Source organism: Rhodococcus yananensis, from assembly GCF_020515525.1.
Lineage (GTDB): Bacteria > Actinomycetota > Actinomycetes > Mycobacteriales > Mycobacteriaceae > Rhodococcus > Rhodococcus yananensis.
Map to the genome: position 1 here is coordinate 1 of NZ_JAIYEP010000013.1, position 18,193 is coordinate 18,193.

The following is an 18,193-nucleotide window of genomic DNA, read 5'->3' on the forward strand; positions in this document are numbered from 1 at the left end:
GATCCAGTGGAACAACCCGGCACGAGCGGTCGGGCGGTCAGCTATCTCCACACTCTGCCCGAAGGCGCGCAAAGGAAGTCACGACGACAGCATCAGCCGATCGGTGCATTGAGGCTTAGCTGAGCAGACCGACGAATGGGCCGAAGGCCGCCGCTACCTCGGCCTGGAAGTCCTCAACCGATGCCGACTAACCATGACCACCGACACCGACTCGCAGACGGAGGTGAGTACCGACCCGTTGATAGAACTACCCGCCTGACCACCAACGAAGGACCACAAACCAGTTACACCACTATCCGGGACTTGACCGGGCGGCGATGCCGGGGCGGCCGACGGGGGTGGTGGTCATGCGATCACCTCTTCTGCACATCGGGTGCCGATTCCCCGACAGTAGTCCCGATCCTCGCCACCGGCAGCTCCGGAGACAGGCGTCACACCGGGGATGGCATCCCGCGCGCCGCCGTGTCGGCGACCGGCGCGATACTCGTTGTCGTCCCCGACCCCGCAACCCCGAGAAGGAGCACAGGCGTGAACCAGGAATCAGCAGGCCGGTCCACCCAGGCGATCCACGGCGCGCGCATCACCGACGCCCACGGTGCGCCGCACCTGCCGATCTACAACACCACGACCTTCTCCTTCGAGAACACCGCCGCGCTGCTCGAGGTCGTCGACGGTCGCCGCAAGGGCGCCCTCTACACCCGCTACGGGCAGAACCCCACGATCTTCGCGCTCGAACAGACCATGGCGGCGATCGAAGGCGCCGACAGCGCTCTCGCGTTCTGCTCCGGGATGGCCGCCGAGACCGCGCTGTTCGCACAGTACGGGCGCGACGGGATCGTGTGCGTCGGCGACGCCTACGGCGGAACCATGGAACTGCTCGGCACACAACTCGCACAGCTGGGGATCACCACCACGTTCCTCCTCGGTGACGAACTCGATCGGCTCGAGGACGTCCTGCGCGACGGTGCGCGACTGGTGTTCTTCGAAACGCCCACCAATCCGGCGCTCGACATCCACGACATCACCGCGATCTCCGGCCTCGCCCACCGGTACGGTGCGACGGTGGCGGTCGACAACACGTTCGCCTCGCCGGTCAATCAACGTCCGCTCGAACTCGGCGCCGATCTCGTCTCGTACTCGGCGACCAAGTTCCTCGGCGGCCACTCGGATGTGACCGCGGGCTTCGTACTCGGGTCCGCCGAACTCGTCGCACCGTTGAACGCATGGCGCAAAAGTTTCGGTTCGTGCATCGCACCGGAACCGGCCGCCCAACTCTCGCGCAGCCTGCGCACCCTCATCGTGCGCGTCCGGCAGCACAACGCGAATGCGCTGGCCGTGGCGAAGGCGATGGAGGCGGACCCTCGGATCACGCGGGTTCTGTATCCCGGTCTGGAGAGTTTCCCCGGGCATTCACTCGCCGCGAGGCAGATGTCCGGGTTCGGTGGCATCGTCACGATCGAGGTCGACGGCGACTCCGACGCCGCCGTCCGGGTCGTCGACGGACTTCGGGTGTTCACGCTCGCGCCGAGCCTCGGCGGCGTGGAAAGCCTCGTCACCCAACCCGTGACCACCACCCACCACGATCTGTCGCAGGCGGAGCGGGAGCGTCGCGGCATCACCGGGTCGATGATCCGCCTGTCGATCGGGCTCGAGGACGCCGACGACCTCGTCGCCGACCTCCTGCAGGCGCTGGACGCGGCGTCGGGGTAGCACGTTCGGGTTGACCGGTGAGGCTGTGGGACAACGAATTCGACCGGCCACGCAACCGGGTGCCGCAGATATCGACCGACCCCCTCACCGGGACGCCCGGCTGCCCGCGACCATCACCGACCGTACGGCACTCACGTCGTACGCGAGGCGACGAGCAGGTACCCGCCCTCGTGTATCCGGTGGTCCGCGTAGTCGGATACGTGGATTCCGGCAGGGTGCCCGCACACGATTCCGCTCCGGCGACACCCGTGCGACGATGGATCTCCCGGAGGTCCTGCCCGGTTCACCTCCCGTCCCGGACGCCCCTCCCCTGCTGCGGAGCGTTCCATGCCCGAGCACGACATCGACGCGCGACACGGCGGCCCGGCGCCGACGGTCGCGGTGCGGCCGGCCGCGCACGTACGGCCGTTCACCGTCGATCCCGGACACGTCGAGTCCCGATTCGCGGTCACGTGCACCGACGCCACCGGATTCGCCGTCGCCCCTGTCTCGGATGCAACGACACTGCACGTCGTGATCCGGGTGCGGGCCGCGGCGGGGCAACTCGTGCTCGTCGCACAGCTTCCCGACGCGGAAGATCGAGGGGAGGCTGCCACTCGGGCGGATGTCGCGGCGGCCGCGGTCGTCGCCCACGGACGCGGTGACGCATCGCCGGACGGGTTCGTCACCCTCGAGTTCGACGTGCCCGCGCCCGCCGATGTACCCGTCCGCCTGGTCGTCGCGCACGTGTACATGTTCGAGGCCGCAGCGACGGCAGACGATTCGCCGCCTCCGCCGGAGGAGGTCGACGCGTTCATCGCCGCCGACATGCCTCCGACAGTGCGCGCAGGTGCGGTGGAGACGGTCGCGGTGCGGTTGTCGCGCCGGCAACTCGACGACACCGCCGGGCACCGCAACGCACAGAACCCGATCCGGCTGGATCCGGCACTTCCCGTCCGAGTGAAACTGCGCCGCCGCAATCTCGTCGTCGCGCCCGGCACCCGCGACGTCCTCGAACTGACCTGTCCCCCACCCGGCGCGGTGTCCACCGGACTCTTCCGCGTCATCGGTGTCGAGCGGGGGCGGGCCGAGGCGATACTCGCCGTCGACCAGGTCGGCGGTGCGCCGTTCGCCACCCTGCACCTCGAGGTGACCGTGACCGATGTCCCCGTCACCGGAGACGAACCGCCGCAGACCGACGCCGCGGTCGTCGAACGGCTCGACGCGCGGCTCCGCGACCTGCCCACCCTCACGGTCGGAGAGGACATCGTCGCAGGTGAGTCCACATTGACGTTCGAGTTGCGACTGCCCCACGGTCGTCGCCGCACCTACCTGCAGTCGACCCTGCCCGACAAGGCCGCCTACCTCGACGAACTCTACGGATGTGTCGAGCAGTTGTGGGACCGGCACCGGCATCGCTCCACCGCAACCGAACGGCATCGCGCCTTCGAATCCGACCTGGCGCGGTACGGTCTCGAACTCGGCGCCCGGCTCCTCCCCGACGCCCTTCGCGGGGATCTCGCCGCGGCGTGGCAGATGCTCACCGGGCTGACGATCGTGACCACCGAGACCGATATCCCGTGGGAACTGGTCTGTATCGACGTCCACGGTGGCCGACGACGATTCCTCGGGGAGACGGGGATGACCCGATGGTTCTGCGGTGGGACCCACCCGACCGCTCTCCCCCTCCGCCGCGGACACCGCCGGTACCTCTGCCCGGAGTACAGCTCCCCGAAGTGGCAACTGCAGCACCTCTCGGACGAACGCGCACTGCTCGGTGGAACCCTCGACGCCGACGAGATCACACCCGGGTCGGCCGACGACCTCGGTGCGGTGCTCGGTGGTCGCGACGTCGACCTGCTGCACTTCGGTGGGCACGGCGACGTGGCCGTCCGAGACGGAGCCCCGCAGCCCCGGCTGCTGCTTCGTGGATTCAGCGACCGCACACCCCCCGACCCGTCCGCCGTGTACAGCGCCGACAGGGTGCGTTCGGATCTACCGCGTCCGTCACCACCCGATCCGGAGTCCGGGTCGGTGCCCCGACACCGCCCCGGACCGCTCGTGGTTCTCAACGCGTGTCGGGCCGGCCGGACGATCCGCACCGGTACCGATGCGTTCGCGCCGTCCCTGCTCAGCGGTGGCGCCGGTGCGGTGCTCTGCTGCCTGTGGCAGGTACAGGACGACACCGCTGCGAAGTTCGTCCGCACGTTCTACTCGGCACTCACACACTCCGCCACCGTGTCCGCCGCCCTCACCACCGCGCGCCGCGCCGCACGTGACGACGGCAACGCATCGTGGTTGGCATACGCCCTGTACGCGCATCCGTTCGCCACCGTCGACCTCGAATCCCCCTGATCGACGTCCACCCACCGATCCCCAGGACTCGCCATGACCCCCACCGAGCACTCCGCCCGCGCGTCGTCCGGTCTCACACCCGACCAACTCGCACGCCTCCGCCCGCACGTGGTGAACCTGCGCGACGGCGAGCTCGCGCGGAACGCGGACGGTGAAGGCGAGTTCCACACCACCGAAGCAGACGTCCGACGGATCTTCACCGAGCACCTCCCCCGTTTCGTGGAACAGCACGGTGGCGCACGTGTTCCCGTCGTCGTCTACGCGCACGGCGGTCTCACGCCCGAGGCGAACGGGTTGCGGACCGCGCACCACCAACTGCAGTGGTGGCTCGACAACGGCGCATACCCGATCCACTTCGTCTGGGAGACGGGAATCGTCGAGTCGGTGGCCGACGCGCTCGAAGGGTGGTTGGCACAACTGACCCGCGGATGGCTCGAGGACCGCAAGAACGAGATCCTCGAGACGGTCGCGCGCATCGGCCAGGGCAAGCGCATCTGGGACGAGATGAAGAAGGACGCCGAGACCTCCTCCGGCGAGCGCGGTGGTGCACGTGTGTTCGCCGACCGGTTCGGGACGTATGTCCAGGATCACCCGGACTCCGTGTCGGTACACCTCATCGGGCACAGTGCCGGCTCCATCTTCCACGCGCACCTTCTTCCCGCCCTGATCGAGTGCGGCGTCACCCACATCGACACCGTGTCGCTTCTCGCGCCCGCGATGCGCTGCGATCTGTTCGAGCAGAAGATGCGGACGGCCCTGACCGAAGGGCACGTCGGGCATCTCTCACTGTTCACGATGACTCGTGACGCCGAACTGAACGACCGATGCGGGCCCCTCTACACCAGGTCACTGTTGTACCTGGTCAGTGCATCGTTCGAGCCGGAGGCCCACGCGCCGATACTCGGGCTGCAGGAGTCCGTCTCCGCCGACCTGGGCCTGGCCGCGCTGTTCTCGGCGGCGTCTCCGAACGCGAGCGCGGTGTGGGCGCCGGTGACGGCGGGCCCCCGCGATTCGAGCAGATCCGTCAGCCACGGCAGCTTCGACGACGACCCCGACACCATGAACAGCGTCGCCCGGCGCATCGTCGACCGCGACGACATCACCGGGTTCCCCGCGCCGAGGGGGCTCGAGGGCCTGCCCGAACGGGGACGTTCGGTGACCACCGGAGCGTCACGCTGGGTGTCCGGTTCGCATCGCAAGGCCCTGTGCATCGGCGTCGACGCGTACCCGACCGTCGGTGACCGGCTGGCCGGATGCGTCGCCGATGCCCGCGCGTGGTCGTCGGTCCTCGGCGGGCTCGGGTTCGACGTGACATCGTTGCTCGACTCCGACGCCACGCGGGAGGGCATCCTCCAGGCGATGGTCACGCTGGTGTCCGGCAGCGCGGAAGGTGACGTCCTGGTGGTCCAGTATTCGGGGCACGGCACACACGTCCTCGATCTGGACGGCGACGAGAAGGCCGGCGGCGACGCGTACGACGATCAGGACGAGGCACTGTGCCCGGTCGACTTCCGCACGGGCGAACTGCTCATCGACGACGATCTCGGCCGGGTATGGGATCTGCTTCCGCCCGGTGTGGGTGTGACACTGCTGTTCGATTCGTGCCATTCGGGGTCGGCGAACCGCGCACCGCAACTCGGTGTCGCGGATGCCGCGGCGCACGGATCGAACCGTCGATACCGAGCACTCACCTCCGACGACGTCCGCCGGTACCGGGCACTGCGCGGCGCACCGTCCACGACGCTGCCCCGCTCCGGCCGTGAGCTGTTGTTCAGCGCTTGCCGTGCAACGGAAGTGGCGTACGAGACGTCCGGGCAGGGTGACTTCACGCGTAAGGCCATCCCGCTCGTCGCTGCGGCGGCCGGTACCCTGACCAACCGGGAGTTCCTCGACCGGGTGCTCGACGGATTCGACCCTCGACAGCATCCCGAGATCCACGGCGCGGCCGACCTTCACGACCGATTGTTCCTCGTTCCGGCTGCGGACGCCCCACCTCCCCCGGCGACATCCGCACCGGCCCCGACGATGCGCGTCGCCGACACGGACACGCGGATCCGAACCGTCGCGGCGTTCCTGCGGGCCACCGCTGATCTCATCGATCCACCACCTGCCGGTTGACCGGCCCGATACTCCGGAAGCGTCGATACCCCGGCGTGCCGGGACATACCATCGAGCAGTGCCCGAACGGCCGAGTCGACATGCGCGATCGTTGCGACGATTGTCGGCCCGCCAACGGGGTGTTCTCGTGGCGGTCTCGCTGGCGAACGCACTCATTTTCTTCGACCAGACGTCGATCACCGTCATGCTGCCAGCCATGCAGGTCGAATTCGACTCGACGAGCACGGAACTCCAGTGGACGGTCGGCGCCTACCTGTTGACGCTGGCGGCACTGATGTCGGTTTCGGGACGACTCGCCGACCTCTACGGTCGCCGACGCCTGTTCGTCGTCGGACTGTTCGTCTTCGGTCTCGCGTCCCTGCTCTGCGCATTCGCGCCGACCGTCGAGGCCCTCATCGCCGCGCGTCTGCTGGAAGGATGCGGTGCCGCGCTCACCATGCCGCTGACCATCGCGAATCTGACCGCCGTCCTTCCGGACGACCGACGCGGCTGGGCGATCGGCATCCTCGCCACGGGGGGCACGATCTTCCTCGCACTCGGGCCACTGGTCGGTGGTGTGCTGGTCGATCACGCCAGTTGGCGATGGGTCTTCGCACTCAACCTTCCGGTCGTCATGGTCGCGATGTGGTTGTCGACGCGGTGGCTCCCCGAGTCTCGCGACGACGGCCGCAGTCCACCCGACCTGTGGGGGTTGGTGTTGCTGGTCGTCGGCTTGTCCGCTCTCGTCACCAGCCTTCTCAACGTTCACGACTGGGGTCCGCGGAGCGCGCGCACGATCATCGTGTCGATCACCGCGGTCGTCGCGCTGACGATCTTCGTCGTGGTCGAGCGGCGCTCCTCGCACCCGCTCCTTCCGCTCCGATTTCTCCGTATCCCGCTCGTCGCGGGATCACTCACCGCGCTCTGCGCGATCCAGTTCGCGGTGCTGGCGGTCACGGTGTATCTGATGCTCTACATGCAGTTGGTCCTCGGGTACTCCGGTGTCGTCGCGGGGCTGCTCTTTCTCCCCACAGTCCTCGGCACCCCCTTGCTGTCGCCGTGGACCGGGCGTCTGACCGACGCGCACGGCCCCCATCTTCTCGTCACCGGGGGGCTGCTCTGCGCGGCCGTGGCACTGTTGTGGATCGCCGTGTTCTCGCCGGCGCGGAACGTGCTCCTGCTGCTGCCCGCGTTCGTGCTGTTCGGTGTGTCCCGACCCTTCGTCTTCACCCCGGCGGGGACCGGCCCGGTCCGGGCGATCTCGTCGAGCGCACGCGGACTCGCCTCGTCACTCGTCACCGAATCCCGACAGATCGGCGCGGTGCTCGGTGTCGCCGTCGTCGGCGCCGTCGTGACCACGGTCGAACTCGCTCACCGCACGGGTGCACTCGGTACCGGCTTCGACAACGCCGAACGCAGGGCACTCGACGGCGTCCTCACCGGCGGGCCGAGCGGCACCGCGCTGCTCGACGGACTACCGCACGACCAGGCTCGTGCTGTCCGGGATGCGGCTGCCGACGCGTACGCAGTCGGGTTCTCCGTGGCCATGGGCATGGTGGCGGCGGTGATGGTCGCCGCGGCGATCGTCGCTGCGATCACCCTGAATCGCATCACCGAGCAGGACGGTGCGGCGTCGTGACGGAGCCCGGTAGGCTCGGCAGGGCACATTCGAGGCAGCCATCGCGAGCAACCGCCGCGCAGGCGATACCCCGACGGAGTTCGTGATCATGACATCGCTCGCCCACGAGGAGCTCGTGGTTCTGCTCGACGAGGACACCCGCCCAGTGGGGACCGCGCCGAAAGCAACGGTCCACCACGCCGACACACCGCTTCACCTGGCCTTCTCCTGCTATGTGTTCGATGCGGCGGGGCGAGTCCTGATGACGCGGCGCGCTCTCGACAAGATCACGTGGCCTGGTGTGTGGACCAATTCGTTCTGCGGTCATCCGGGCCCCGGAGAGTTGTCGGAGGATGCGATCCGGCGCCGGGCCCGGCAGGAGCTGGGGTTGGCCGTCGACGACGTGACATGCGCGCTTCCCCACTTCCGCTACCGGGCGACGGCGGCCGACGGCACCGTGGAGAACGAGGTGTGCCCGGTGTTCTGTGCCCGCGCGAGCGCGGATCCCGTTCCGGATCCGGCGGAGGTGATGGAATGGGCATGGGTGGACTGGACCGATCTCGAAACGGCCGCGACCGTGCCGTGGTTGATCAGTCCGTGGGCTGCCGAACAGATCCCCCTGTTGGCATCCGCGCTCTCGTCCGGCGGCGATGACCCCGTCCCCTCGGAACGATCGGCGGTCACGCGCTCGTACACGGTTCGGTGAGGCCTCCGTCCACGTCGTGAACCCGCCAGGTCGCGGTATTCGGGAACGCGGGGTTCTCGACCGCCAGCAGCATGCGTGCACGGTCGCGGACGGTCTGTTTCGGCGGCAGCGGGTGCCCCTCGGTATCGACGAACTTCAGTCCGGTCGTGTCCAGACACAGGTCCACCGTGGCGGCCGCGTGGCCATCGGACACCGTGATGTCGCCGATCGTCGACCCCACGACGACGAGTGATCCCGACGCGCGCATTCCGTTCTCGATCTTGTCCCGCATGCGACGCTTCATCATCTCCGCGATCGCCTCACCCGCAACCGCGTCGACGATGCTCGGATCCGCAGCGGGATCGACGGTGGACCGGTTCCACACATCCAGGAAATCCTGTGCGAACACACCGATCTCGTCGACGAGCGCGCGACTCCCGTCCTCGCCCTCCGGGGTTGTCGCCGGTTGCGCTCCTCCGGCGGACGCGCATGCCGCGCAGCCCACCAGCACACCGGTCACCGCCGCTGCGACGCGGACCGCACCCGAATACCTCACGCTCACCCCTCACCTCCCGCCCCCCTGAGAACGCTACCGCCTCGATCCGGTCGTGCCCGGCTGAAACACGATATGTCGGGTCACGGCGGATCCGGGCCGGAAGCAATAGACTCCCGCCGACACCGCCTCGGAAGGGACGTGCGGCTTTGGTCGTCCGGATGTTGTTGCGCCTGATATCGATCCTCACCATCGTCACCGTCGTGGCGTGCGCACCCGAACCGATCCGCGAAACACCGGTCCCGATCGAGTTGGGCGCCCCGATGCCGATCGAACCGCCTCCCACACCGGCACCGGCGCGGAAGGAATCGAACGTCGAGATGGTGAGACTCGAACCCGGCGAGAAGCCACCGCAGTTCGTATTGTTCTCGTTCGACGGCGTGGGCCTGAGCCCGAACTGGGATCTGTTCCTCGACACCGCGGCGCGGGTCGACGCCCGGTTCTCGGCGTTGATGACCGGCCTCTACTTCTTGACCGACGAGAACCGGCACCACTACCAGGGCCCGGGTCGCGCACCGGGCGAGGCCGCGATCGGTTTCGGAGGAACCGAGGACGGACTCCGCACCCAGATCGAGTATCTGAACCGCACCTGGCTCGACGGTCATGAGATGGGCACCCACTACGTCGGACACTTCTGCGCCGGCAGCGGCTATCACGGCGACCGGTGGACCGTCGACGACTGGGATCTCGAGCTCGCCGAGTTCTACTCGCTGATGCGGGACTGGAAGGCCAACAACGGGATACAGGATGCCCCCGATCTCCTGTTCGGACCCGACGAGGTACGGGGTGGTCGCACACAATGCCTCGAGGGGCGCCTCGATCAGCTGATCCCGGCGTGGCACCGACACGGCATGACGTGGGATTCGTCGATGCCCGCGGACGAGCCGGGACTGTACTGGCCTCGCACCGTCGACGGAATCTGGGAGTTCGCCATTCCGTTCGTGTACTCACCGGCACTCGGCCGGCGTCAGACCGCGCTCGACTACAACTTCTGGGTGACCTTCAACGGCGCGCGCGACGAACCACACAGCGCGCCACACGCACGTCGGGTCGTGAAGGAGACCTACGACTACATGTATCAGCGTGCCTACCACGGCAATCGGGCACCGCTGGTCATCGCGAACCACTTCAACGACTGGAACGGCAACTCGTTCAATCCGGCCACCGCAGATTTCATGGCGGAGGTGTGCGACGACCCCGACACCGTGTGCGCAACCCACAGTGATGTCGTGGAATGGCTGGAACTGCAGGACCCCGATGTCATCGCGCAGCTCCAGGCGCTGCCCGCAGTGGCGGTCGACGACGCGTACTGACCGCCACTACGCACACCCCGGGCGTGCTCTCACAGTCGCCGCATCACCGACACGACCTTCCCGAGGACCACTGCACGGTCGCCGTCGAGCGCCTCGTACGCGGGGTTGCGTGGCTCGAGGCGGACGTGTCCGCCTCGGCGCCGGAACACCTTCACCGTCGCTTCGTCGTCGATCATCGCGGCGACGATGTCACCGGAGTTCGCGTCGTTCTGCCGCCGGACGACAACGACGTCTCCGTCGCAGATCGCCGCGTCGATCATGGAATCTCCCCGCACCCGAAGCCCGAACACCGTTCCGGACCCCACGAGTTCGCGGGGAAGTGACAGCACCTCGTCGCTGTGTTCTTCGGCGAGGATCGGGACCCCGGCCGCGATGTCGCCGACGACCGGCACCGTCACACTGTTCTCGGATGCGCGTCGCTGCGGGTCCGCCGACAGGAACGGGCGGACGTCGAGTTGTCGCGCCATCGACGGTCCGCGGCGCAGGTAGCCCTTCTCGGTGAGATTCCTCAGGTGCGCGGACACCGAGGACGTCGAACGTAAGCCCACCGCGTCGGCGATCTGCCGAGTGCTCGGCGGGCATCCGTGGGTCGACGCCCAGTCGCGGATCGTCGCGAGGATGTGCTGCTGCCGCGGCGGCAGGTGCGAAGGGTCGAGGCCGCCGAACATCTCGAAGTCGTCGTAGTCGCTCACCCGGCGATCGTAGTGGTGACGTCCGAACGCGGATACGCACGGTCACACCCGATTCCCCGCCCATCCGGGTCACCGCCGCACCCGGTCAGCACGCCGTGCACGCCGCCCAGTGCTCCGGCGCGGACAACGTGAAGGCGACGGCGGAACCCGGCGTACGACCCGGGACGACGAGAACACGCCACCGCGGTACCCATTCGGCGATGTCGCCGCCGACCGCGAGTGCGTCGGCGATCGCACCGACATCGTGGTGACGGAACGCGAATTGCGCTCCGTCCCAGGACAACAGGACCGTGGTTTCGTCGACGATCGTCACGAGGGCGCGCACCGCGAGATCACGGTCGCGCAACGCACGACGCACGCGGATGTCGTGGATGCGGTGCCCGTCTCCGTGGGAGACACAGGCGCGTGCAGCGTCGGGGACGGTGACGGACGAACGCACTGCGAGAGTCATGATGTTTCCTCCGGGTGAGCCCCGGGCCGGGGCGCTCCTGTCCGAGCCGGTCGGCGTCGAACCGCTTCGTCACCCGAACCACCCGCGAGCGTGGGGTTGGTGTGCTGTCAAGTCGGGGCTTGGCGACAGCAACTCGTGAAGCATCGCCGATGCTACCGCACCCGACGGACCGGCTGCCACACCGGGTCCGACCGTCACCGTGCGGGACGTTCGACGCACTGACAACGACCGGGCTCTTCCGACGAGAACTCTCACAGTCCGCGCCCGTCGACCCTGAGCAGAACGCAACACGAACCAACCTCGTGGCAACGTCCGGGACACCACCCCGCCGGAGACTTGCCTCCACGTGTTTCACACCAGGAGGTTTCCGTGTCGTACGTTCCACCACCCGAATTGGCCCGCGCAATGGTCGACACGGGCCAGAGCAAGGTCCTCACATCCACCCGCGACACGCTGATCCGCGCGTTCATGGGTGGCGCGATCCTCGCGCTCGGCGCGGCCTTCGCGATCACCGTGACGGTTCAGACCGGCAGCGCCCTGCTCGGGGCACTGTTGTTCCCGGCCGGGTTCGTTGTTCTCTACCTGCTCGGGTTCGACCTGCTCACCGGCGTGTTCACGATGGTTCCGATGGCGTATCTCGACAGACGCCCCGGGGTGACCCTCAAGGGAATGTTCCGCACGTGGGGGCTGGTGTTCGTCGGCAACTTCGTCGGCGCCTTCACCATCGCTGTGATGATCACGTTCGTCATCACGTACGGATACTCCATCCCGCCGGACGAGGTGGGTCAGCGGCTCGGCGAGATCGGTGAGGCCCGCACACTCGGCTACGCCGAGCACGGTGCCGCGGGTATGGCGACGCTGTTCCTGCGCGGCGTGCTGTGCAACTGGATGGTCTCGACCGGTGTCATCGCCGCGATGATGTCGAAGAATGTCACGGGCAAGGTCGTGGCGATGTGGATGCCCGTGATGCTGTTCTTCTACATGGGCTTCGAGCACTCCGTCGTCAACATGTTCCTGTTCCCGTCCGGTCTGCTGCTCGGCGGCGATTTCTCACTGTCGGATTACCTGGTGTGGAACGAGATCCCCACCGTTCTGGGCAACATGGTGGGAGGCATCGTCTTCGTCGGCCTCGCCCTCTACATCACGCACGTGCGCACCGGGCCCAAGCGTGAGGTGCCGACATCCACCGCGGAAAACGTGCCCGCGGACGTGTGATACCGGACATTTCCGGCTCCTGAACACTGTCGGCGGCGGCCCTCACCTCCCTGGGCCGCCGCCGATGGTCCGTCCCCGTTCGTCGTCGTTCAGCATCGGGGCCACCGACGACTGCAGGATCCGCGCTCATGCACCTGCCGATCCCTTCAACTGCTTCGACAGCGGTGTGGGGAATCTCGGCAGTACCTTCTCGCCCCCGAGCCACGCGCCGAGTCGTTCCGCTTCGCCCCGCAGGAATGCTGCGCCTTCGGACCCGATGTCCTCGAGCAGATGCAGGATCACCTCACCGGCGTCGTCCTGCCACCAGGTACCGACGATCCGACCGTCCCACCACGCTGTGGGGCCGGCATTGCCCGTCGAGTCGAACAGCTGCGGACGATACTCGCCGAGGTACCAGTCGCGATCGAACCAGCCCATGGTGGTCGGGTCGAGGGCGGGCAGCAGCGCTCCCCACGGTTCGACGGCGCCGACCGCGTCCGCGTCGTCGGGCAACAGATACCCGATCTGCCCTCCCAGGTCGACCTCGACGACCCTGAGCTCGGCGAACGCGGTGCGTACGGCACGCACCGTCGTGCCCAGCCACCACTTGACGTCGGCTTCGGTCCCGGGACCGAAGGCCCGCAACCACAGCGCGACGAGCCGTCGTGTGCCGTCACTCTCGGAGACCCGGTCGATCGGTGCGCCGAGCCACGATTCCGTGGTCGTCCACGTCGGTCGTGCCGTCCGCCACCCCGCCCTGTTCGAGGCCCTCAGCACCCTGCCAGACGCCGACAACACGGTCAGAACCCTCGGGGCGAATGCGACCTTGCCGCCCCACGCTCGGCCCTCCCCGTACCGTATGGAGGCGTCGAGCATCGGGATCTGTGTCTTCAGCTCGGTGGAGGTGGCCTCCCTCCCGTCGGCGAGCGCCTCGAGAACCCGCTCGCCCGCTTCCGCGAGCCACCGTGCGCCGTCCACGTGGATGCCGGCCCGCTCGACATCCTTCGCTACGGCCCTGCGCTGGGCTGCGGCGACGCGGTTGCTCGCTCCGGCCTGCGCGTACGGCAGGACCTCGCGAGGAAACACGAACAGCGTGCGACGCATCGACAAGTGCCGCGCCAGGGTCCTGTCCTCGTAGAGAGCGGCATCGAGGTCGGGGACGCCGAAATCGTCGACACGCGCCCACGCCGACAGGTACACCGATGCCGGGTCCGTGCCGTGCAGGCACACCATGGACGCTGCTGCGTCCACCGGATCGGCAGCGCGGGACCCGGATGCGAGGCGGTGTCGCACGGCCAGCCGCGCAGATCTTTCGGTGGCGTCGATCGCACGCAGCGTCATGGCGGCGACCGTAGGGCACGGCACCGACAGCGGCAAGGAGCGCCGACGCACCGGTGTGATCGGTTCCCCCGTACACGGCCATCCGGGAACCGCGCGATCGCGCCATACGTCTTATTCTGTGTAGGTCCTGTCCACGAACACACAGAGAGAGCCATGCGACGCGCCAAGCGCAAACCTCGAAGACCGACCCCGCCTCCGGGTGACGACCCCGTCACCCACGCTGCTTCCGAGCTTCGGACGTTCCCGTGCTGACCGCGCTCGGTATCGCGTTCGGAGTGTTCGTGGTCCTGGCGATCACTGCACTGACCGGCTATTTCGTCGCCCAGGAATTCGCGTTCATGGCGGTGGATCGCTCACGGATGAGGGCGCGGGCCGAGAGCGGGGACAAACCCTCTGCCCGTGTACTGTCCGTCACCCGCCGCACCTCGTTCATGCTGTCCGGCGCCCAGCTGGGCATCACCGTCACCGGCCTGCTCGTCGGCTACGTCGCGGAACCACTGATCGGCAGCGGCCTCGGTGAACTCTTCGGCGGTGTGGGTGTGCCCACCGCCGTCGGTGTCGCGGTCGGCACCGTGCTGGCCGTGCTGTTCTCCACGGTCGTCCAGATGGTCTTCGGCGAACTCGTTCCGAAGAACCTAGCCATCGCCCGGCCCGAACCGGTCGCCCGGTGGCTGGCCTTGTCGACGACCGTCTATCTCAAGCTCTTCGGCTGGCTCATCCGACTGTTCGACGCCGCATCGAACCTGCTCCTGCGGATGCTGCGGATCGAACCGGTGCACGATGTGGAGCACTCGGCCACACCTCGGGATCTCGAGCACATCGTCGCCGAGTCCCGCGACACCGGTGAGTTGCCGACCGAACTGTCGACGCTGCTCGACCGGATCCTCGACTTCCCCACCCGGACCGCCGAGCACGCCATGATCCCTCGTGCCCGGGTCGATCTCGTCGACGTCGACGAGTCCGTCGAGAGCGTGCTGACCAAGATGAGCACCGGCCACACCCGGTATCCCGTCGTGGGCACGTCGTCGGACGATGTGCGCGGCGTCGTGCACCTGCACGACCTGCTGGGCATCGACACGTCGACCGGTACGGCCGGAGCTCTGTGCCGTCCGGCCGTGATCGTCCCCATCACACTGCCGTTGCCGCAGGTGTTGTCGGCGCTCGACGCAGCCGGTGACGAGATGGCCCTGGTGATCGACGAGTACGGCGGCTTCGCCGGTGTCGTCACCGTCGAGGACCTTGCGGAGGAACTCGTCGGCGAGATCGCGGACGAGCACGACACACCGGTGGAGGCCCAGGTGATCGTTCCCGAAGGGGAGGGATGGCTGATGCGTGGCGACGTGCATCTCGACGAGGTGTCGCGCACCCTCGATCACGAGTTGCCCGAGGGCGACTACGAGACCCTCGCCGGTCTGGTCATCGCCGAGTTCGGTGGGCTGCCGGAGGTCGGTGACGTCGTGCAGATCCCTCTGGAACCGGACCCGGCCGAGCTCGTCCACGATGTGCACCCGCCGTCACGGACGTTGATCGCCGACGTGCGCGAGATCGACAAGCACGTACCCGCCGCGCTGTTCGTCCGGCTGCGCACCGACGAGGTGAGCACCCATGAGTAATCCCTGGGTCGTACTCGCTGCGACGGTCCTGCTGATCGCCGCGAGTGCGTTCTTCGTCGCGGTCGAATTCTCGTTGATCTCCGCGCGGCGCCATCGCCTCGAGGACGCCGCCACGCACAGCCGTTCCGCACGCGCCGCCGTGCGCAGCGCATCGGAACTGACGGTGCTGCTGGCCGGATCCCAACTGGGCATCACCGTCTGCACGCTGGCACTCGGGTCGATCACGAAGCCCGCGGTACACCACTGGCTCACCCCGGTCTTCGAACACTGGGGCGCACCCTTGTGGCTGGCGGATGCAGCGGGATTCGTCCTCGCTCTGGTCATCGTGACGTTCGTGCACCTGGTGGTCGGCGAGATGGCCCCGAAGTCGTGGGCCATCGCGCATCCCGAGAAGTCCGCGACGATGCTGGCCCTGCCCATGCGCGCGTTCATGTGGGTGATGCGCCCGGTGATCGTCCAGTTGAACAATCTGGCCAACTGGTGCTTGCACAAGGTCGGCGTGGAAGCGGTCGATCAGGTCGCATCCGGCCAGGACCCCGACGCGCTGCGCCACCTCGTGGAACATTCTGCGACGGTGGGAACCCTCGATGAGCGCTACCACGGTCACCTCACGAGCGCGCTCGAACTCGAAGCGCTCACGGTCGGCGACATCGTCACCCCGACGACACGCCCGAGCAGTGTCCGCCCGGAGGACACTCCCGCGGTGATCCAGGAAACGGCACGTCGCACCGGGCATTTCCGGCTGCTGGTACGCACCGACGGCCACGTCGAGGGAGTCGTGCACGTCCGCGACAGCCTGCACGCCGAGGACGGCGCTACGGCCGCCGATCTGATGCGTCCGACCCTTTCCCTCGACGCTACGACGCCCGTGTACGAGGGCCTGAGCACCATGCGGGAGACGCGCAACCATCTGGCGACCGTCACCGCGAACGGTTCTGTGATCGGTCTGATCACGTTGACGGATGTGCTGTCGCGTCTGCTGCCTTCGGAGGACGCGGTGTCCTGACCTCGGATCGACGTCGGACGCTCACCCCGGGTTCGTGACGAGCCCGGGGTGAGCCCTTCGTATCGGGCCGGATGCTCGTCGTCGCTGCGACACGCCGTGCCCCGTCGCCGATCGCGGGGCCGGCGATTGTTCTCGCCGGGTTCCGTGCCCGTCGGGCCGACAGTGGCGCTGCACACCCAGAAACAGCGGGCCGTTCGAGCATGAGCCTCACGGCGACACGCCGCGCGTCCGAGTGGAATGTTCGTTCGTCGTGACGTAGAACTGTGTGTGAAGCATCACATTCGAGTAACGCACAGGAGCAGGTCACCCAGCGGTGGCCGCGCGGCAGGGAGCACTCATGAAGTCACCGGACCGCCGACTGTTGTTCGTCGGACATCCCGACGCGACCGAGATCTCCGAATGGACCGCAGTGCACGCGACGGCGGTCCAGAGCGGATGGACCACCACGCGCAGGTTCACCCCGGGCAGGATCGCGTTCGCCATCGCCTCGGAGGACGTCCTCGACGGGATGTGCTCGGCAACCGAAGCCGAGGTGATGCAGGTCGTCCACGACGCAGGCATCCGGTGCATGAACGCCGTCGACGCCCGTGCTCACCTGTTCACACCCGATTCGACGAACGAGGTGCCGGTATGACGGTCAACGTGTTGATGCTGCTCGCGCTGATGCTCATCGCGCTGCTCACGGTGGCGGTTCTGCAGTGGCGCGCCGGCAAGGTCGCCGGCCACCGCCCGGTGGCGCCGGCCCCACACCGCCACGTGGCAGGTTGAGCCGGGCACTCGGTCGCCCGGATTCTCACTCACCCCTGTCCGACGGTCGCGTGCATCTCCCACACGATCACCTCGGCGCCGGTCTCCGAGACCATCCGCTGGCCGCCTCCCCCGCCGATACGTACGGCATCGCCCTCGGCGAGGGCGCCCGCCCCCTCGAGGACGGCCTCGCCGCGAGCGACGAAGACGTGCAGGAACGGCGCGTCGGGTAGCGTCACGGGCCGTGCCGGCCGGAGTCGCGCGACGTGCATGGATGCGTACTTGTTGTTGATGCGGATGGCCGCGTGGTCGGCGTGTTCCTTCATTCCGGACGCGACCGGGACGAGCCCCCCGGACAACAATTCGTGGTCGATCTCGAGTTGCTCGTAGCCGGGTGTGATCCCGGCTTCGTCGGGCAGGACCCACATCTGGATGAATCGCACCGGGTTGTCGTGTTCCGCGACGTGTTCACCGGTCGCCCCGGCGTACCGCCACGAGTCGTTCCTCTCGGAGTGGAGGATCCCGGTACCCGCACTCATCCGTTGCGCGAGGCCCGGGTAGACCACCCCGGAATGACCTTCGGAGTCCTGGTGGACGAGTGAGCCCTGCAGCACCCACGTCACGATCTCCATGTCCTGATGAGGATGCGTGTCGAATCCTGCACCGGGGGTGACGATGTCGTCGTTGCTCACCATCAGCACACCGTGATGGGTGTTGTCGGGATCGTAATGGTGGCCGAACGAGAAGGAGTGCTTGGAATCGAGCCAGTCGATCCTGGTCGCGAAGCGATCGTCGGCGCGGCGGACGTCGAGGTGCGGGGTCTGCAGTGTCGTGCTCAT

The 18,193-nt window shown here is 67.7% G+C and carries 16 protein-coding genes, 1 pseudogene and 1 riboswitch; of the genes and pseudogenes, 12 read left to right on the top strand and 5 right to left on the bottom strand.

All coding sequences use genetic code 11. The features are described 5' to 3' along the window. Nucleotides 1–115: 115 nt before the first annotated feature. From LDQ05_RS05330 to idi, 6 genes and pseudogenes are all read left to right on the top strand, one after another. Nucleotides 116–259: pseudogene (locus LDQ05_RS05330) on the top strand (IS256 family transposase); the annotation flags it as partial. Between the two features lie 269 nt (nucleotides 260–528). Beyond that, nucleotides 529–1,710, top strand: a complete 1,182-nt coding sequence (locus LDQ05_RS05335; RefSeq protein WP_226435858.1) for a trans-sulfuration enzyme family protein — start codon at nucleotides 529–531, stop codon at nucleotides 1,708–1,710. Nucleotides 1,711–2,037: 327 nt separating this feature from the next. Beyond that, nucleotides 2,038–4,044 carry a CHAT domain-containing protein gene (locus tag LDQ05_RS05340; RefSeq protein ID WP_226435859.1) on the top strand — a complete coding sequence of 669 codons (2,007 nt, stop codon included), beginning with the start codon at nucleotides 2,038–2,040 and terminating at the stop codon, nucleotides 4,042–4,044. A 33-nt stretch (nucleotides 4,045–4,077) separates the two neighbouring features. Continuing rightward, entirely contained in the window at nucleotides 4,078–6,162 is a 2,085-nt protein-coding gene (locus LDQ05_RS05345; protein ID WP_226435860.1) for a caspase family protein, read from the top strand. Nucleotides 6,163–6,220: 58 nt separating this feature from the next. Then, nucleotides 6,221–7,780: an MFS transporter gene (locus tag LDQ05_RS05350; protein ID WP_226435861.1), complete on the top strand. Its 1,560-nt coding sequence runs from the start codon at nucleotides 6,221–6,223 to the stop codon at nucleotides 7,778–7,780. Nucleotides 7,781–7,868: 88 nt separating this feature from the next. Beyond that, nucleotides 7,869–8,465 (top strand): isopentenyl-diphosphate Delta-isomerase, encoded by a 597-nt coding sequence (gene idi, locus LDQ05_RS05355; RefSeq protein ID WP_226435862.1) that lies wholly within the window; start codon nucleotides 7,869–7,871, stop codon nucleotides 8,463–8,465. Here the strand turns inward: idi and LDQ05_RS05360 are convergent. Next, nucleotides 8,440–9,006: a hypothetical protein gene (locus LDQ05_RS05360; protein WP_226435863.1), complete on the bottom strand. Its 567-nt coding sequence runs from the start codon at nucleotides 9,004–9,006 to the stop codon at nucleotides 8,440–8,442. The two genes, idi and LDQ05_RS05360, sit on opposite strands and share 26 nt — an antisense overlap. A 152-nt stretch (nucleotides 9,007–9,158) precedes the next feature. Between LDQ05_RS05360 and LDQ05_RS05365 the strand changes: the two genes are divergently transcribed. Continuing rightward, nucleotides 9,159–10,310, top strand: a complete 1,152-nt coding sequence (locus LDQ05_RS05365; RefSeq protein ID WP_226435864.1) for a polysaccharide deacetylase family protein — start codon at nucleotides 9,159–9,161, stop codon at nucleotides 10,308–10,310. 29 nt (nucleotides 10,311–10,339) lie between these two features. Here LDQ05_RS05365 and lexA read toward each other — a convergent pair whose 3' ends face one another. Together lexA and LDQ05_RS05375 are read right to left on the bottom strand one after the other, a co-directional pair. After that, nucleotides 10,340–10,978, bottom strand: a complete 639-nt coding sequence (gene lexA / locus LDQ05_RS05370; protein WP_264184484.1) for a transcriptional repressor LexA — start codon at nucleotides 10,976–10,978, stop codon at nucleotides 10,340–10,342. Nucleotides 10,979–11,087: 109 nt separating this feature from the next. After that, nucleotides 11,088–11,453 (bottom strand): hypothetical protein, encoded by a 366-nt coding sequence (locus LDQ05_RS05375; protein ID WP_226435866.1) that lies wholly within the window; start codon nucleotides 11,451–11,453, stop codon nucleotides 11,088–11,090. Between the two features lie 28 nt (nucleotides 11,454–11,481). Further along, nucleotides 11,482–11,594: riboswitch (SAM riboswitch) on the bottom strand. 228 nt (nucleotides 11,595–11,822) lie between these two features. Between LDQ05_RS05375 and LDQ05_RS05380 the strand changes: the two genes are divergently transcribed. Then, on the top strand, nucleotides 11,823–12,668 hold the full coding sequence (locus LDQ05_RS05380) for a formate/nitrite transporter family protein (protein ID WP_226435867.1): 846 nt from the start codon (nucleotides 11,823–11,825) through the stop codon (nucleotides 12,666–12,668). Between the two features lie 126 nt (nucleotides 12,669–12,794). On the opposite strand, the gene LDQ05_RS05385 is transcribed toward LDQ05_RS05380, so the two are convergent. Beyond that, nucleotides 12,795–13,988: a winged helix DNA-binding domain-containing protein gene (locus LDQ05_RS05385; protein WP_226435868.1), complete on the bottom strand. Its 1,194-nt coding sequence runs from the start codon at nucleotides 13,986–13,988 to the stop codon at nucleotides 12,795–12,797. Between the two features lie 245 nt (nucleotides 13,989–14,233). Here LDQ05_RS05385 and LDQ05_RS05390 point away from each other — a divergent pair, with 245 nt between their 5' ends. From LDQ05_RS05390 to LDQ05_RS05405, 4 genes are all read left to right on the top strand, one after another. Then, nucleotides 14,234–15,601 (top strand): hemolysin family protein, encoded by a 1,368-nt coding sequence (locus LDQ05_RS05390; protein ID WP_226435869.1) that lies wholly within the window; start codon nucleotides 14,234–14,236, stop codon nucleotides 15,599–15,601. After that, nucleotides 15,594–16,607, top strand: a complete 1,014-nt coding sequence (locus LDQ05_RS05395) for a hemolysin family protein (RefSeq protein ID WP_226435870.1) — start codon at nucleotides 15,594–15,596, stop codon at nucleotides 16,605–16,607. Before LDQ05_RS05390 ends, LDQ05_RS05395 begins: the two co-directional genes overlap by 8 nt. Nucleotides 16,608–16,944: 337 nt before the next feature. After that, nucleotides 16,945–17,241, top strand: a complete 297-nt coding sequence (locus LDQ05_RS05400) for a hypothetical protein (protein WP_226435871.1) — start codon at nucleotides 16,945–16,947, stop codon at nucleotides 17,239–17,241. After that, nucleotides 17,238–17,375 carry a hypothetical protein gene (locus LDQ05_RS05405; RefSeq protein ID WP_226435872.1) on the top strand — a complete coding sequence of 46 codons (138 nt, stop codon included), beginning with the start codon at nucleotides 17,238–17,240 and terminating at the stop codon, nucleotides 17,373–17,375. The genes LDQ05_RS05400 and LDQ05_RS05405 overlap by 4 nt, the downstream gene beginning before the upstream one ends. Before the next feature lie 29 nt (nucleotides 17,376–17,404). On the opposite strand, the gene LDQ05_RS05410 is transcribed toward LDQ05_RS05405, so the two are convergent. After that, nucleotides 17,405–18,193: a pirin family protein gene (locus LDQ05_RS05410; protein WP_226435873.1), complete on the bottom strand. Its 789-nt coding sequence runs from the start codon at nucleotides 18,191–18,193 to the stop codon at nucleotides 17,405–17,407.

Excerpts from the sequence above, each read along its gene's own strand:
- LDQ05_RS05340 (WP_226435859.1), top strand. The coding sequence starts at position 2,038 with ATGCCCGAGCACGACATCGACGCGCGACACGGCGGCCCGGCGCCGACG.
- LDQ05_RS05385 (WP_226435868.1), bottom strand. The coding sequence starts at position 13,988 with ATGACGCTGCGTGCGATCGACGCCACCGAAAGATCTGCGCGGCTGGCC.
- LDQ05_RS05405 (WP_226435872.1), top strand. The coding sequence starts at position 17,238 with ATGACGGTCAACGTGTTGATGCTGCTCGCGCTGATGCTCATCGCGCTG.
- LDQ05_RS05375 (WP_226435866.1), bottom strand. The coding sequence starts at position 11,453 with ATGACTCTCGCAGTGCGTTCGTCCGTCACCGTCCCCGACGCTGCACGC.
- LDQ05_RS05400 (WP_226435871.1), top strand. The coding sequence starts at position 16,945 with ATGAAGTCACCGGACCGCCGACTGTTGTTCGTCGGACATCCCGACGCG.
- LDQ05_RS05410 (WP_226435873.1), bottom strand. The coding sequence starts at position 18,193 with ATGAGCACGACACTGCAGACCCCGCACCTCGACGTCCGCCGCGCCGAC.
- lexA (WP_264184484.1), bottom strand. The coding sequence starts at position 10,978 with ATGTTCGGCGGCCTCGACCCTTCGCACCTGCCGCCGCGGCAGCAGCAC.
- idi (WP_226435862.1), top strand. The coding sequence starts at position 7,869 with ATGACATCGCTCGCCCACGAGGAGCTCGTGGTTCTGCTCGACGAGGAC.
- LDQ05_RS05365 (WP_226435864.1), top strand. The coding sequence starts at position 9,159 with ATGTTGTTGCGCCTGATATCGATCCTCACCATCGTCACCGTCGTGGCG.
- LDQ05_RS05345 (WP_226435860.1), top strand. The coding sequence starts at position 4,078 with ATGACCCCCACCGAGCACTCCGCCCGCGCGTCGTCCGGTCTCACACCC.
- LDQ05_RS05395 (WP_226435870.1), top strand. The coding sequence starts at position 15,594 with ATGAGTAATCCCTGGGTCGTACTCGCTGCGACGGTCCTGCTGATCGCC.